The 14564-nt window shown below is 68.3% G+C and carries 14 protein-coding genes and 1 pseudogene; 9 read left to right on the top strand and 6 right to left on the bottom strand.

The window, feature by feature from the left end; genetic code table 11:
- Nucleotides 1-69 precede the first annotated feature (69 nt).
- Nucleotides 70-957, bottom strand: a complete 888-nt coding sequence (locus tag OG453_RS38660; protein ID WP_266873400.1) for a hypothetical protein — start codon at nt 955-957, stop codon at nt 70-72.
- Nucleotides 958-1861: 904 nt separating this feature from the next.
- Here OG453_RS38660 and OG453_RS38655 point away from each other — a divergent pair.
- A complete protein-coding gene (locus tag OG453_RS38655; protein WP_266873399.1) occupies nt 1862-2419 on the top strand; it encodes a dihydrofolate reductase family protein in 558 nt (185 codons plus the stop codon).
- Between the two features lie 221 nt (nt 2420-2640).
- Here the strand turns inward: OG453_RS38655 and OG453_RS38650 are convergent, their stop codons facing one another.
- Nucleotides 2641-3825 (bottom strand): MalY/PatB family protein, encoded by a 1185-nt coding sequence (locus tag OG453_RS38650; RefSeq protein WP_266873398.1) that lies wholly within the window; start codon nt 3823-3825, stop codon nt 2641-2643.
- Nucleotides 3826-4008: 183 nt separating this feature from the next.
- On the opposite strand from OG453_RS38650, the gene OG453_RS38645 reads away from it, so the two are divergent.
- The 5 genes from OG453_RS38645 to OG453_RS38625 all read left to right on the top strand — a co-directional run bounded on the left by OG453_RS38645 (nt 4009) and on the right by OG453_RS38625 (nt 7636).
- Nucleotides 4009-4533, top strand: coding sequence for a hypothetical protein (locus tag OG453_RS38645; RefSeq protein WP_266873397.1), 525 nt, complete (start codon nt 4009-4011; stop codon nt 4531-4533).
- A 129-nt stretch (nt 4534-4662) separates the two neighbouring features.
- Nucleotides 4663-4959 (top strand): hypothetical protein, encoded by a 297-nt coding sequence (locus OG453_RS38640; RefSeq protein ID WP_266873396.1) that lies wholly within the window; start codon nt 4663-4665, stop codon nt 4957-4959.
- A 687-nt stretch (nt 4960-5646) separates the two neighbouring features.
- A complete protein-coding gene (locus OG453_RS38635; RefSeq protein ID WP_266873395.1) occupies nt 5647-6261 on the top strand; it encodes a bifunctional 2-polyprenyl-6-hydroxyphenol methylase/3-demethylubiquinol 3-O-methyltransferase UbiG in 615 nt (204 codons plus the stop codon).
- A gap of 112 nt (nt 6262-6373) precedes the next feature.
- On the top strand, nt 6374-6928 hold the full coding sequence (locus OG453_RS38630) for a hypothetical protein (protein ID WP_266873394.1): 555 nt from the start codon (nt 6374-6376) through the stop codon (nt 6926-6928).
- A 201-nt stretch (nt 6929-7129) separates the two neighbouring features.
- Nucleotides 7130-7636 carry a DinB family protein gene (locus OG453_RS38625; protein WP_266873393.1) on the top strand — a complete coding sequence of 169 codons (507 nt, stop codon included), beginning with the start codon at nt 7130-7132 and terminating at the stop codon, nt 7634-7636.
- Between the two features lie 12 nt (nt 7637-7648).
- On the opposite strand, the pseudogene OG453_RS38620 reads toward OG453_RS38625, so the two are convergent.
- From OG453_RS38620 to OG453_RS38610, 3 genes and pseudogenes are all read right to left on the bottom strand, one after another.
- Nucleotides 7649-8053: pseudogene (locus OG453_RS38620) on the bottom strand (transposase); the annotation flags it as partial.
- Nucleotides 8050-8394 carry a hypothetical protein gene (locus tag OG453_RS38615; protein WP_266873909.1) on the bottom strand — a complete coding sequence of 115 codons (345 nt, stop codon included), beginning with the start codon at nt 8392-8394 and terminating at the stop codon, nt 8050-8052. The gene OG453_RS38615 and the pseudogene OG453_RS38620, both read right to left, overlap by 4 nt.
- Nucleotides 8395-8648: 254 nt before the next feature.
- Nucleotides 8649-9500 carry an oxidoreductase gene (locus OG453_RS38610; RefSeq protein WP_266873392.1) on the bottom strand — a complete coding sequence of 284 codons (852 nt, stop codon included), beginning with the start codon at nt 9498-9500 and terminating at the stop codon, nt 8649-8651.
- A gap of 208 nt (nt 9501-9708) precedes the next feature.
- On the opposite strand from OG453_RS38610, the gene OG453_RS38605 reads away from it, so the two are divergent.
- Together OG453_RS38605 and OG453_RS38600 are read left to right on the top strand one after the other, a co-directional pair.
- On the top strand, nt 9709-10584 hold the full coding sequence (locus OG453_RS38605; RefSeq protein ID WP_266873391.1) for a helix-turn-helix transcriptional regulator: 876 nt from the start codon (nt 9709-9711) through the stop codon (nt 10582-10584).
- Between the two features lie 578 nt (nt 10585-11162).
- Nucleotides 11163-12266 (top strand): hypothetical protein, encoded by a 1104-nt coding sequence (locus OG453_RS38600; RefSeq protein ID WP_266873390.1) that lies wholly within the window; start codon nt 11163-11165, stop codon nt 12264-12266.
- 367 nt (nt 12267-12633) lie between these two features.
- Here the strand turns inward: OG453_RS38600 and OG453_RS38595 are convergent, their stop codons facing one another.
- Nucleotides 12634-13545: a LysR family transcriptional regulator gene (locus tag OG453_RS38595; RefSeq protein ID WP_266873389.1), complete on the bottom strand. Its 912-nt coding sequence runs from the start codon at nt 13543-13545 to the stop codon at nt 12634-12636.
- 70 nt (nt 13546-13615) lie between these two features.
- On the opposite strand from OG453_RS38595, the gene OG453_RS38590 reads away from it, so the two are divergent.
- Nucleotides 13616-14557: an NAD-dependent epimerase/dehydratase family protein gene (locus OG453_RS38590; protein ID WP_266873388.1), complete on the top strand. Its 942-nt coding sequence runs from the start codon at nt 13616-13618 to the stop codon at nt 14555-14557.
- Nucleotides 14558-14564 lie beyond the last annotated feature (7 nt).

Raw genomic sequence — 14564 nt, 5'->3', positions numbered from 1 at the left:
AAGTTCTTCTCTGCCGCCCCGTGCGGTGCATCCGGTGGCCGAACCGGGCCCTGCCCCGCGCGGGGCGTACTACTCCTGACGCGGAGCGGACGTGTAGTCCTCGGGAACCCGGGGCGCAGCGGAGCCGGCGGCGGAGTACAACGCGACGATGTCGGCGACCAGGTCGCGGTGGTCGCTGAGATCGACCGAGCCGGCGTCGAAGGCGTAGCCGATGAGCCCGAACAACAGGTGGACCAGGTTGGCCTGCTGGACGGCGGTCAGCCGCGTGGGGTCGAAGTCCGAGACGCGGTGCACCGGTCCGGCGGCCCGGTGGGCATCCTCGGCGGCGACGGCCTCGGCGAGCTGGGCGGGCCAGGGCATCTGGACAGGCGCCGGTCGCGGCGTACCGCTCTGATCGGCGTTCCAGGCCGCGCGGGAGTTGACGTCGCCGGCCCTCCCGGAGCGGTCGGCGCGTTGCTGCAGGTCGGGAATGGCGGCCAGGCGGCGGGCGAGCGCGACGATGGCGTCACGGTGCCGGGTCGCCCACAGGCGCTCGGTGAGACGGTCGCGTTGGGCCCGGGCGTACTCCACGCGTTCGTTCTGGGTGAGGCTGTCGCCGCTCGCCTCATCGATGTCGGTGCGGAGTTGGAGGTAGCGGCGCTCGGCAGCCTGGCGGCTCTTCAGCTCCAGCGCGTCGGCCAGACGTTGCCAGGTCACCTGCTTGCGGCGTGCGGCGCCGATGATGCGGCCTTCGTCGGCCAGGAACTTGTCGCGCAGCACGCGGATGACCAGAAGGCTGGCGAGGAGGTCCGTCTCGTCGATCTCGTCGGTCTCGTCCATGGCGTCGAGGCCGATGATCTGTGTGACGGTGTCGTACTTGGCGGCGATCTCGCCCAGGGTCCACCGGGGGGAGAACGCTCCGGGAAGCTGGGCGAGTTCCCCGGCCCAGGCGCCGGGGGCCGGGGCCTGGGGTGTCAAAAGGTGTTGCCATGCATAGCGTCGATTTGATTCGGCCTCCGTGCGCGCCGCACATGTCATCTTCCGGACGACTCGTTTTGTCGTCTGAGTGGCGACATTCCGTTGCGTGGCGACATTCCGTGGGTCAGGCATGGTGTTCTCTCCGAATGGAATTGTCAGGGGATGCCGAATCGTCAAATGCGCTGATCGCAGAGACTTGATCGCGGGGCGGAGCCGGCTCCGCTGTCAGGCCTCGGCCAGATCGTGCAGGCGATCGCGGGCGTGGCCACGCCCGTCCCGTGTACCGGCGAGGCGCACTGGTCGTGCATTCCTGAAGATGTCACTAGATATCGCAGGTCAGCGCGGTGCAAGGGGGTCGGTGTGTGCGCTGGTCTCCCATCGAGGATCGGTGCAGATCGGACACGCTGCTGCCCCGGCCCGAGCAGCCGGGCCGCCCGCGGGGGACGGTCCGGGGCATGGAGTTCCTGGAACCCGGATTCCGCCGGACTGACGTGGCCCGGCATGGCGTCCTGTGGTTCCTGCCCGCCGAACAGTCTTAGGGCAAATGCCCGGCCGTAACGGCCAGTTGACGGCAGCCGCATAAACCGCCACCGTTCGCCACCCCTTCGCCGCCCGATATGCGAGGAATTTCTGATATCAATTCACCCGCACACAAGCGGAATTAACGCCTCTCGCTCCGATTCGGGTATTCACCGCAGCCGGGCACAGGCACCTGCGCGTCGCGCCCAGCACAACACGATGGCCGCGATGACGATCTCCGACCGCTAGTAGGCCACTCGCTTCGCGAATGGGGCATCCGCTGCTCGGAGTTTGTCGGAGAGCTCGATGAGTTCAGGGTCGTGCGGAGGTCACAACCCATGCAGGACCGCCGACAGGCTGGCGCGCACGTACCCGAAGGAGACGCATGGCAAAGCTCATCTACTCGATGATCACCTCGCTCGACGGTTACGCCGAGGCGGCGGAGGGCGACCTCGGCTCCGGGGCCGAAGACCAGGAGGTGCATACCTTCATCAACGACCTCTTCCGCCCCGTCGGCACGTACCTCTACGGCCGACGGATGTACGAGACGATGGTCTACTGGGAGACCGCGCACACCGAGCCCGACCAGCCGCCGCACATCCTGCAGTACGCCCGCGACTGGAAGGCCGCGGAGAAGATCGTGTACTCCACGACGCTTGATTCGGTGTCCAGCGCGAAGACCAGGATCGAGCGGACCTTCGACCCGGACGCGGTGCGGAAGCTCAAGGCCGAGGCCGATCACGACCTCACCGTCGACGGCCCGAACCTCGCGGCCCAGGCGATCGCGGCCGGCCTGGTGGACGAGTACCACCTGTTCATCACCACGAGCGTGGTCGGCGGCGGCAAGCGGTTCTTCCCCGACGGCGTGCGCCTCGATCTCAAGTTGGTCGAGGAGCGTGCCTTCGACAGCGGACTGATCTACGCGCGCTACCGGACCCGCTGAACCGCACCGGTTGGTCTTACCTGCCGGCGGCGGTCGAGCCGGGGGCAGGTGAGACCGAGCCGCAGGCAAGGAGCGGGGCGCCAGCGCGTTAACGGCAGCACCAAGGGCTACATCCTGGCCGCACGGGGGGCCACTTCGGGCAGTCGTCCGGCTCGTTCGTGCAGCAGTCCCTCGGCGGCGGCCCTGCCTGCGAGAGCCTCTTGCGGCGGTGGCGCCCACGCTCAGATGACAGCCGAGGCCATTCGCCGGACCGCCTCGGTGATCACTGCCGGCGAGGCGGCGAGATTGAGACGGACGAAGCCCTCTCCGCCGGTTCCAAAGGCTCTCCCGGAGTTCAGAGCGACGCGGCCGCGCTGGAGGAAGGCCTCGGCCGGGTCGCCATCCAGGACCAGCTTTCGGCAGTCCAGCCAGGCCAGGAAGGTGCCCTGCGCAGGCGTGTAGCCGATGGCGGGCAGGTGCTCGGCCAGCAGAGTGGCGAGCAGCCGACGGTTGTCATCGAGGCCGGAGAGCAGCGCGTCGAGCCAGTCGCCTCCGTCCCGCAGGGCCGCGGTGTGGGCGATGATGCCGAGATGGCTGGGGCCGTGGCTGACCTCTTCGGGGAGACGTGCGAGGTCGTCGGCGGCTTCGGGGCCCGCGATCGCGAGGGCGGCCTTGAGCCCGGCCAGGTTCCAGGCCTTTGACGCCGACATCAGGGACAGCCCGTTCTCCGCTCCAGGCATGCTCAGGAAGGGGATGAAGGAAGCGCTCGCCGCCACGATCGGGGCGTGGATCTCGTCCGCCACGACGCGCACACCGTGCTCCCGTGCCAGGCGCGCGACCCGCGTCAACTCGGCGGCGGTGTGCACGGTTCCGGTCGGATTGTGCGGGCTGCACAGCAGATACACCGGCCGGTTCGCCCCCCGTGCCGAACGCCGGAACACGTCCTCCAGCACGGCGAAGTCGATCCGCAGGTTCGGCCCCAGGGGTGCCTCGACGACGGGCCGGTCCAGGTTTCCGACGAACTGGTAGAAGGGCGGGTACACGGGACAATTGACGATGACGGGGTCGCCGGGCTTGGAGGTCAACTTGAGCATCTCGACGATGCCGAGCATCACATCGGGCACGATCGCCGTGCGCTCGACGGAAAGCCCGTCCCAGCCCCACCGTTTGCGGGCGAATTCGGCCAGCGCATCGGCGTAGGCCGTCCCGGCGGGATAGCCGGTGTCACCGAGCGCCACGGCGTCGATGATCGCCTCGGCGACCGGCTCCGCCAGCGGGACATCCATCTCGGCTACCCACAGCGGCAGCACGTCGTCCGGATACGTACGCCACTTCATGCTCGTACGACGCCGCAGCTGCTCCAGCGAGAGCCGAAGCAGCGGATTCGCGCCGTCCGGCACAACGAGATCACGCGACACATTTTCCATACGTCAAAAGTAGGCAGGCCCAAGCGGATTGCTGTTCACTTCGACGCGATCAGACGTCAGCCCGTGGCGATCCACGCGGGCTGCCCACCGCCCGCCGCCCGCCGCCCGCCGCGTCGAGGGAACCCTCGATGCCGTCCGAGCTATGTTCCGTTTCGGGCCGATCGCAGAACCGGAGGGTATGCCATGGCGCGGCACCTGGGGCCGCTGGGACTGATGGGGGACCGGTGGGTGATCGGGGACCCGAACCGCAAGGACGGCCTGCATGTGGTTCTCACGCCGGAAGGCCTCAAGCACTGCGGGCCGAGCGAGCCGGTGCCTCGGTCTGTCACCCCGTGGTCCCAGTTCGTGGAACTGAAGGCGCGGGTCGGCTACCGGAACTGGCACCTCACCCGCTTCGGAGGTCTCGTCGGCTCTTTCGCGCCCGGCTCGGACATGGGCCGGGACGGCTGTTCCCTGTACGGCATCCTGCGCCACCCTTATGAGCACTGGTCGGTGAGGTACACCCACCACCAGGGCCGCTACACAGGCGGCCACGCCATCGTGCTGAAGGCTTTGTTCGACCAACTCACAGAGGCGAAAGCGCTGGACCGGCTCGGCGATCCCGAGTGGCTGGGTGCGGCGGTCGCGAAGCTGTCGTCCTGCACCTCGTGGTACGCCCCCCAGGGCAACCGTCTGGTGAAGGAGACCATCCAGAGCCTGGGCATCTGAGTTGCCTGAGCTGTGGCGTGTCGAGGTTGTTGTGGCTGGTGATGCCGGCTGGTTCGGCCATGGGGTGTCGTTGATGGGGAAGTCCCGTGTTCCGGCTGCGGCCTGCCGTGGTGCTCGTAGGATGCTGTGGTGCCCAAGCCGATACCGATGAACCGCCGTACCTGGGGTGTCGTGTGGGCGGCGGGGCTGAGCGCGGTCGGCCTCGCCGTCACCGCCGGACTGAACGCCTCGTCGGCACCGGACCCGTCGTCCGAGAAGCCCGTCAGCGCCGAGTGCGCCCAGTACATCGAGGACATCGAGATGCAGCTGGCCAAGGCTGAGCAGGAAGGCGAGGAAGACGGAGTGCTGGCCTTCTCACGTGTCCGGGGCGCGACCGGGGACGACTGCCGCGAGGCGCTCCGCAACCATTTCGGCGGCGATGGGTGAGCCGCGGTGCCTGGCTCGCCCCGTTGGCAGGGCTGACCGTCGTCGGTGCCGGGGCGATCATCGTCATGGGCGCGGGGCCGGAAACGGAGCCGCGGCCCACGCCGCCGCGCGTGTACTCCTCCTGCCTGGCGGCGGACACCAAGCCGATGTCTGCCGACGCTGACCCATGCGCCGGCCGCTGAAGACCGCCTGTGTGATGGAAGACCGCCTGTGTGACTGAAAACGCCTGTGCGACCGTCCGCTACAGGGCGGCAGCCCCCCGAACCGAATGCTGCCGACGGGGAACGCAAGAACACCAAAGGTGTGAGCGTGAAGGCCAACAACGTCGCCGCCGCACCCACCGGCGACATCTGCGCCCTCCACAACGTCCCCCGACATGTACGGCGTAGCTGACACCGAAGCCGACCCGGCCAAGGCCAACGTCGGCTGCTCGCTGTCGACACGGCACGCCCGGACGGCTTGCGCTTCCTCAGATCGCCCCACCGGGCTGGCCGGCGCCGCATGCGCCTCGTTAAGAGGCGGCGGTGCAACGCGCCCGAAGAACTGGTCTGGGCGCCGACTGCTGCTGACGACCGACAGTGCTACTCGACATGGAGGGCAGCACTCACGCGGCGATACTCAGGGCCAGGCGCGCTGTGCCCGGACCGTTCCAGCGGGCATGCGTGCTGCTCGCCTACCCTGTGGGTCATGAGCCGTTGGGAAGAGCTGACCGGTGGGACGTCCGGAGAGGACTACGCCGCTCGGTTCGCGGCCCTGGCCGGCAGCGGCAGGGACATGCATGGTGAGGCACGGTTGTGCGCCGCGTTGGTGCCTGCCGGGGCGCGGGTGCTGGATGCCGGGTGCGGTACCGGCCGGGTCATGATCCGGTTGGCGGAGCTCGGGTACGACTGTGTCGGCGTCGACCTCGACGCTTCCATGCTGGCCGTCGCGCGCAGGCAGGCACCGCAACTGCCCTGGATCCAGGCCGACCTGGCCTCGTTCGACCCGGCTGAGCATCATGTTGCCGCTGACTTCGACCTCGTGGTCGCCGCCGGCAACATCTTCCCGCTCCTTGCTGCGGGGACTGAGGCCGCGGTGGTCAGCCGCTTGGCCGTGAGCCTGCGCCCGGGCGGCCTCATGGTCGCCGGATTCGGCCTGGACGAAGCCCACTTGCCGGTAGCGCCCGGCATCACCCTGCCGGAGTATGACGCCCACTGCGCCGCTGCCGGCCTCACCTTCGTCGACCGCTTCGCGACGTGGGACGCCCACCCCTACGAGGGCGGCGGCTATGCCGTCAGTGTCCATCGGGTGCATCACGACTGAAGATCGCCGATCGGGCCAACTACGGAGCTGGGCCGTTTCGTTTGGATCAGCGTGCGGACCAGAGGAAGATGCCCGCGATATGGAGTCCGGCCCTACGAGTAGGGATGAAGCGATGACATTGCATTCCGATGTGGCCGAGTTGCTGGCGGAGGTCGGCATCGTCGACGTGGACGTCGACGATGCCGTCGCGGACGAGCACGTCCGGACGTCCGCGTACCTACGCGTGGTCTCGGTGATCGCTTCCTCGCGGAGCCGCGACCGGGACCGCGCGATTGTCGCCACGATCCTGCGTGACCCCAACGTCATGGGGTCCAAGACGGCGGTGGTCGCCCTCGTGGACGAGATCGCGGGGAAGGTGACCGGCCCTGCCGAGTTCCGGCAGTGGTCGGCCGAACTACTGCCGGAGATCGACCAGCTGAAGACGGAGGCGTTCCGCGAGTTCATCCGCCGCCGCATCGACGACTGGCTGTTCTGGCTGTCCATCGAGGACGGTCACGTGCCGACACCGGCCGAGTTGGCGGAGGTCACGGACTGGATGCAGCGCTACCTCGCCGAGTGGTCGAGGTCGCCGGCCGTACTCGCCGTGGTCGCCGAGTCGGCCAACACCAAGAAAACACGGAACATCGCGAAGAACCGAGCCGGAAGCCGCAAGCTGAGAGCGAAATGAGTCGGTAGTGGCAATGGGCAGGCGCGCCGACTTCCTCACCCACAGGAACGGCATCATGTCCGACGATCATGCGGAGAACACGCCCAGGATGAAGGCGACGACGTAGGTCCAGTCGGACCAGGTTCTGACGTAGGTGACACAGGTTGGGTCCGTCGATAAATACCTCGACATCGGTCGCGATGATCGGAGACGCTTCGCGCGATGACCAGAATCGATGACACACCACCTGCGTGGGACGAGCGCACCCAGCTCACCACGTTTCTTGACTACGCACGTGAGACCGCCCGTGCCAAATGTGATGGCGTCTCTGCGGAGAACGCCCGCAAGGCGCTCCTGCCGGGCTCACCGCTGATGACCATGAGCGGAGTGATCAACCACCTCCGCTGGGTCGAGTACTACTGGTTCCAAGCGGTCTTCCTCGGCGAGGAAGACCGGGGCCCCTGGACCGATGAGGACCCCGACCGCGAGATGCGTATCGCCGTCGACTTCCCGCTCGCGCAGTTGCTCGACGAATACGCCGAACAGAGCACCCAGTACCGCGAACTGGCCGCCGGGAACGGCCTGGACAAGCAGGCCCAGCGAACCATCCGCAACGGCCTCCACGTCGACCTGCGCTGGATCCTCCTCCACCTCACCGAGGAGACGGCCCGCCACAACGGCCACCTGGACATCCTGCGCGAGATGCTCGACGGCACAACCGGCGACTAGATCCGAGGGACATTACGGGCGGAGCCGGAGTCGGACCGAGGCGACGGTGACGGTGCCGTGGAAGATGTGGCCGCGCTTGTCGAACCTCGTGGCCACAGCCTGGCAGTTCTTCAACGCGTCGATCGTCCGCTCGACTTCGTTCCTTCGCCTGTAGATCGTCTTGTCGAAGCCTGCGGGTCGGCCGCCCTTGCTGCCCCTTCGCCGGCGGTTGGCCCGCTGGTTCTTCGGTTCGGGGATGGTGTGCTTGATCTGGCGTCGTCGCAGGTAGTTGCGGTTGCGACGGGAGGAGTACGCCTTGTCGTCGCCGAGATGGTCGGGCCGCGTGCGCGGGCGTCCGCCACCGAGGCGGCAAACACGGAGGCGTTCCATGACCGGAATGAGCTGTGGAGCGTCGCCCCACTGGCCTGGAGTGATCAGCTTTGGTCGAGTTGGAGGCCGAAGCCGGCCGCGTTCATCTCGTACTGCACGGCCGTGATCTTCGCGCTCTCCGGTACGTCGAAGATCACCGAGCGGGTGGCCTTCTCGCCCGGCGGGAGGTTCAGGGTGAGGTCGAAGGAATCGCCGATGGTGGGGCTGCCGGGCTTGGCGGCGTACACCGTCCCGGTCGAGTCGACGAGCTTCGACCCCATGTTCCCGGTGTCGCCGTAGGCGGCGTCGCCGGTGCTGAGGATCGTGAACTTCGCTGCGACGAGGCGGTGCCCTTGGGCAGCCTGGAAGGCGTCGAGCGAAGGCTTGGCGTGGTCCTCGTACTGGTTCAACGCGACGTCGGCCGTGACGGTGCCTGTGCCCTTGCTGCTGAGGCCGGCATTCCCTCCAGCGAGAGGGTGTCACCGAGCTTGGCGCCGGCCTGCTGTGTGCTGGAGAGTTTGACGTCCCTGCGGAACGACGAAGGAGGCGCTGGGTGGCGTGAACGGCTACGAGCAGGGCCGGCTGTGGTGGACCAAGAGCGGGCCGGCTTGGTGATGTCGGCCGCCGTCGAGGCCCCGTGCCGGGGGCCCGACAGCGAGTGACGTCAGGCGGACCGGCTGACGTCGTCGAAGTCGGTGGAGGCCGACAGCTCGGCCCATGCCAGCATGTCGCGCTCGAAGGCATCGCGTCCGGCCTGGACGAGCCGAAGGGCGTCGGGGCCGAGCAGCAGGCGCGTCGGCGGCTGATCGGCCGCCACGATGCGCAGCACCGCGGCCGCGGCCTTGTCCGGGTCGCCCGGCTGGTGCCCGCTGCCGTGGATGCGCCGGGCGCGCAGCGGCTCGAACAGCTCGTCGTAGTCGGCGATCGCACGGGGTGCGCGGATCATCGAGCGGCCGGACCAGTCGGTCCGGAAACTGCCCGGCTCGACGGCGGTTACACGGATGCCGAAATCGGCGACCTCCTTGCCGAGCGTTTCGAGGATGCCCTCCACCGCGAACTTGCTGCCGTGGTAGAAGCTGAGGCCCGGCATGGTGATCAGCCCGCCCATCGAGGTGACGGCGATGATGTGGCCGCAGCGGCGCTCCCGCATGTGCGGAAGCACGGCCTTGATCACCGCCACGGTTCCGTAGACGTTCACCTCGAACTGACGGCGAAGGTCGTCCATCGACGACTCCTCGAAGAGGCCGTCATGGCCGTACCCGGCGTTGGCGACGAGTACGTCGACCGGGCCGAGGTCGCGCTCGGTCTCGTCCACGGCCGTGTCCACCGCGTCGTGGTCGGTGACGTCCAGGATGCGGGCGTGCGCCTCGCCGGCGAGCGCCTCAAAGGCCCGTGCGTCGGCGGGCGTGCGCACTGTGCCCACCACCCGGTGGCCCGCGGCCAACGCTGCGCGTGCGAGTGCGCGCCCCAGGCCGGTGCTGACGCCGGTGATCAGGAATGTCTTGGTGTCCGACACAGGAGTTCCTTACGTTGCGATGCGAACAGAAGCCGACCGGGGCGGTGTTGGGCCCCGGTCGGTCTCGACACGTTCCACTTCAGCACCGGAATCGGCTGCTGATCGGCTTCCGGGGGGTCCGCTTCGCCCCGGGGACAGTCGGACCGGGGGACTGCCAGTCCCCCTTTCGCGGGCTGTCGCGGCGATCTTGGGTCCTATCGTGAACGGCATGGACCGCAACACAGCTCTCGGTGAGTTCCTCCGCTCTCGGCGGGCACGGATCACGCCGCGCCAGGCGGGCCTGACCGACGACGGCGGCTCTCGGCGAGTGCCAGGACTGCGCCGCGAAGAGGTCGCGCAACTGGCGGGCGTGAGCGTCGACTACTACGTACGCCTGGAACGCGGACGCCGACTGAACGTCTCCGAGACCGTCCTTGACGCCATCTCCCGCGCGCTACGCCTCGATCCCGTCGAACGCACCCATCTGTTCCAGCTCGCCAAGCCCACCACAGGCAGCAGGCCCCGCCGCACGGCGACGCGTCCGCAGCCGGTCCGCCCGGGGCTGCGCGACCTGCTCCGGATCCTCGAGCACACCCCCGCCCTTGTGCTGGGGCGGCGACTGGACGTACTCGCGTCCAACCAGATGGCTCGTGCGCTGCTCACCGACTTCGATGCGCTGCCGCACCGCGGGCGGAACCTGGTGCGGTTCATGTTCTGCGACGAGACCGCCCGCTCGCTGTATACCCACTGGGACACGCACGCCCAGGACATTGTCGCCTCGCTCCGGCGCGACGCCGGACGTCATCCCCACGATCCACTCCTTGCCGAACTCGTCGGCGAACTCTCGATCACGGACGAGGACTTCCGCCGCTGGTGGGCCGACCAGAACGTGTATCGGCACACGCATGGCAGCAAACACTTCCACCACCCGGTCGTCGGCCCGCTCACCCTCAACTACGAGTCCCTCACCCTGCCCGCCGACCCGGACCAGCGGCTGAGCGTCTACACCGCCGAGGCAGGCTCCAGCTCCGAAGAGGCGCTTCGGCTACTGGCCGCGTGGATACGGCAGCCCGAGACCTCGCACGGGCAGTACGCAGGTCATTAGAGGCCCGCCGGTCCACGAGGAGCGGTCGGCCATAGTGGCTGCGTCCCATGGGCCGGGATGGGCGTTATGGAACACCGGCAGACCTTGCGCGGGATGGAGAGCACTGATCGATCCCACATGCGTCCCCGACCTGCGAGGGCCGAAACGGTAGCCGCAGGTGGGGGCAGACCTCACGCAGCTCGTCTCTGCTTTCGAATCACCCGAAGCCGACGACGGGACGACGCAGTACGAGCTTCGCGGGTACGCGTGCGCGTCCGATGGCCGTTGTACTCAATTCATCACCCGTACCGGTGCGCTGCCTGATGATGGCGCCGTGATCCAGCCGCGTAGGTCTTCACTTCGCATCGAAATGCATCGATGAGCGTCTACTTGGCGTGCGGTGCCAAATGCGGCGCTCAGTCACATCTGAGACCGAGCTCGGCTGCAGGCACTACGGGGTGGGTCTCCCACCGCCGCGGGGTGAGCTGACTCCAACGGAGGGAACTGGGCTCCGCTGCTACTGTCGCTAGCGCGATCATGACAAGCCAAGCGGGGGTGGCAGGGTGCAGTGGTGGGCACGGCTGAAACGACACCGGGGCATGCAGTACGGCGCCGCTGCGCTGACGCTGCTCGCGGTTCTTGTGGCGGGATGGTTCTTCGCCAGCGGCGGATACGAGAAGTGGCGCGATGAGAGGTCCGTGGCCGATGCGTGCGACGGCACCGTGTCCGTCGACCAGGCGCGCGCGTTGCTCGGCACCGATGACGTCAGGGGCGACACGAGCCATAGCGCCGCCGGTGGGAAGTCCCCGGACGGGTCGAGCCCGCCTGTCATCTGCTGGCTTGACGGGCCGGGCGGATATGAGCAGCGGGCGGTGGTCCAGATGGAGTGGCGTTCCAAGGCGTGGGGGCCGCACACCGTCTCCGGGCGGCAGGCCAACTCCTTCACCGCTGCGCTTCCGGTGCCCATCGGCGGGGGCTGGCCGGGCATGGTGAATCTCAACGACGATGGCGCTTCGGCCACCGTCGTCCTCGAATGCCGAAACACCGCGGGGCCGCGCGCCGGGGACAGCCTGTCGTTGTTCGTGAGCAGCTGGGGATCGCGTCCGTACAAGGAGGCAGCACAGCGCGTGCGGCTGGCCCGGTTCGCGACGCGGACCGCGCAGGCTGCCGCCCACGAGTACGGCTGTGATGCCCGCTCCGGCGGCCGCATAGGGCGAGTTGAGCCACTCGACTACGGGCGGGAGACGTACCAGGATGCGCCGGGTCTCGCCGGGGCGAGCGGCACGTGTGCGGGCATCACACCGGGCTGGCGGATCAAGCGTGCTCATGGGACCGCCGTGGGCCACGCGCCCGTCGAGGACTGCCTGCTGATCGACGACAAGGGCCGGCCCCTGTTCCGCCTGTCCGCCTATTACGGAACCTTCGCTGATGACCAGCGGTTCAAGACGCAGACTACGAGGGATCTCCCCAAGACCGACCCGCTCCTGACGGACTTTCTCTTCCGGGCTGAGGCAACCTGCCCTGGCTCACCGCGGCAGGCGGTCTTCGCGATCGACGACCGCGCATACGACGACGACCCCAAGCCGCAGCTTCGCTACGCGCGAGCGGCCCTGCGGGACTTCGCCGAGCGGTCTGCGGCCCGGCATGGCTGTACGGACGTGAAGCTCTTCCAGGAAGCTGCCAGGTCCGCACCAAAGCCATAGCCAGGCCTGCGCGATGGAGGTTGAGCCTGTGCGTACCCGGTGATCTGCTGCAGCTGCGCCGCACTGGAAGGTGGTCCAGCCGGCCGACTGGAACGCCCGCAGGGATTCCCACCCACACTTGTGCGACGACTGCCAGAGCCGGGCCGTCGCGGCGCTCCTCCATGCCGACGAACGCGAGCGCCGGGAGCCGGAGGAGATGCCGGCCGAACAGAAGGCTCCAGGCTGGCTCTCGCGTTTTTGCCTCGGACCTGAGTCGGTGTTCTGTTCCATCTCGGTTGATCTGGTCTGTGGGAGAGGCTCCGACCTGGGTTGACCGGAAGACTTGAGATGCGGGTCCGTCAGGAATCTCAGTCGACCTGGCCCGCGGTCAGGTGTCGTCCACTGCTGCTGCCTGCTCCTGGAGAGCATTGATCAGGGTCGCGAGCTGGGGGTGGTCGCGGCGGCGGCTGATCGTGGCAACGCCGATGTGCCGGGTCGGACCCGGCTCCTTGATCGGGACGGTGCGCACGCCCGGCACCTCCGGGGCCAGCGCGATGGAGGGGATCAGTGAGATCCCCATGCCTGCGGCGACAAGCGAGCGCGCGAAGAAGTAGTCGGTTGTCGTGCCGCGCATCTCCGGCTTGAAGCCGGCGCGCTCGGCGTAGCGCCGCAGGTACGCCTCTGTCTTGAGGCAGCCGAGCACCCAGGGCTCGGTCGCCAGCTCGGCAATGTCGAGCGCGGCGCGGTCGGCCAGCCGATGGCCCTCGGGGAGCACGACGTGCAAGGGGTCTTTCAAGAGCGCAGTCCACTGCATGCTGGAGTTCTGGCTCACCTGGCCGGGCAGCGGGCCGTCGAAGTGATAGGCGAGTGCGAGGTCCACGGCGCCCTGGCGGACCAGGGGCAGGCTGGCTTCGGGCTCGCCCTCCCTGACATGGAGCACGGTGTCGGGATGGGCTGCCGTCAGCCGGGCGAGGGCGCCGGGCAGCAGAAGCCTGCCGCCGCTGGTGAACGTGGCGACGGTGAGCTGCGTGCGTCCCGTACCGAGCCGGTCGACCTGCTGTTGCGCGTGCGCAAGCTCCGCTGTTACCGACTCGGCGGCCTGGACCATGATCCGACCGGCCTGGGTGAGGATGACCCCGCGCGTGCTGCGCGCTACGACCTGCGCTCCGAGGCTGCGCTCCAGGACGGCCACGTGCTGGGAGACGGCCGAGGGGGTGAGGAGGAGGGCTGCTGCCGCCTTGCTGAAGCTGCCGTGCTCCGCCACTGCCCGCAGTACGCGAAGCCGCTGCACATCGATCAACAGTATTCCTTAACGCGTATCCAGTAAGTCGGCACTTCTGCTGGTGACGGTAGACCTTCAGGGTGGGGGCATGCAAAGAATCTGTGTCATCGGCGGCAGCCGGTACTTCGGAAAGCTCCTGGTCCAGCGCCTGTTGGCCGCCGGGCACCAGGTGACGGTGATCAACCGCGGCTCCACCCCGCCACTTCCCGGTGTCGAGCAACTCGTCGCCGACCGCGATGACGAGACCGCCCTGGCCGCCGCTCTCGGCTCCCGCACCTTCGACGTGGTCGTCGACCAGGTCTGCTACACCCCCGTGCAGGCCGCCATCGCCGCCCGCGCCTTCCGCGGCCGCACCGCTCGGTACGTCATGACGTCCACGATCGAGGTGTACGACCCGGCGACCGCCGCACTGCCCGCCGTCCCGTACGGCACACCTGTGCCGGAAGACATCGTGGACCCCGCCGCCTGGCTGGTGCGGATGGACTTGCCCTGGCACGACGCGGCGTACCTGGAAGCCCACTACGCCGAGGGCAAGCGCCAGGCGGAGGCCGTCTACACCCGGGACGGCGGTTTCGCGTTCGCCTCCGTGCGCAGCGCCCATGTGCTCGGCGGCGGCGTGCAGGAGTTCACCGGCCGCCTTGCGCACTACGTCGAACGCATCGGCCAGGGCACGGAGATCGCCGTGCACGCCGAGGCGCTGCCCACGGTCTTCATCCACTACGAGGAGCTGGCGGACCTGCTGCTGTGGGCGACCACGGCCACCGACTTCACCGGCCCGGTGAACGCCTGCTCCGACGAACTGCTCGACGTACGCGGCCTGGCCGCCGTCATCGGCGCGCAGACCGGCCGGGAACCCGTGTACCGGACCATTGCCGCGGGGGAGGAGGCCTCGCCCTTCTCTTTCGACCGCCACTACGCCATGAGCAACACCCGTGCGAAGGAACTGGGCTTCTCCTTCTCCCGCACCACCGACTGGCTGCCCGGCGCCGTCGCCGAAGCCCTCAACGCATCCGCCCCCCAAGCCACCTGAGGAACTG

It is taken from the genome of Streptomyces sp. NBC_01381, assembly GCF_026340305.1.
Lineage (GTDB): Bacteria > Actinomycetota > Actinomycetes > Streptomycetales > Streptomycetaceae > Streptomyces.
Note: the sequence above shows the minus strand (reverse complement) of the source record. Positions and strands in the feature narration are given on the sequence as shown.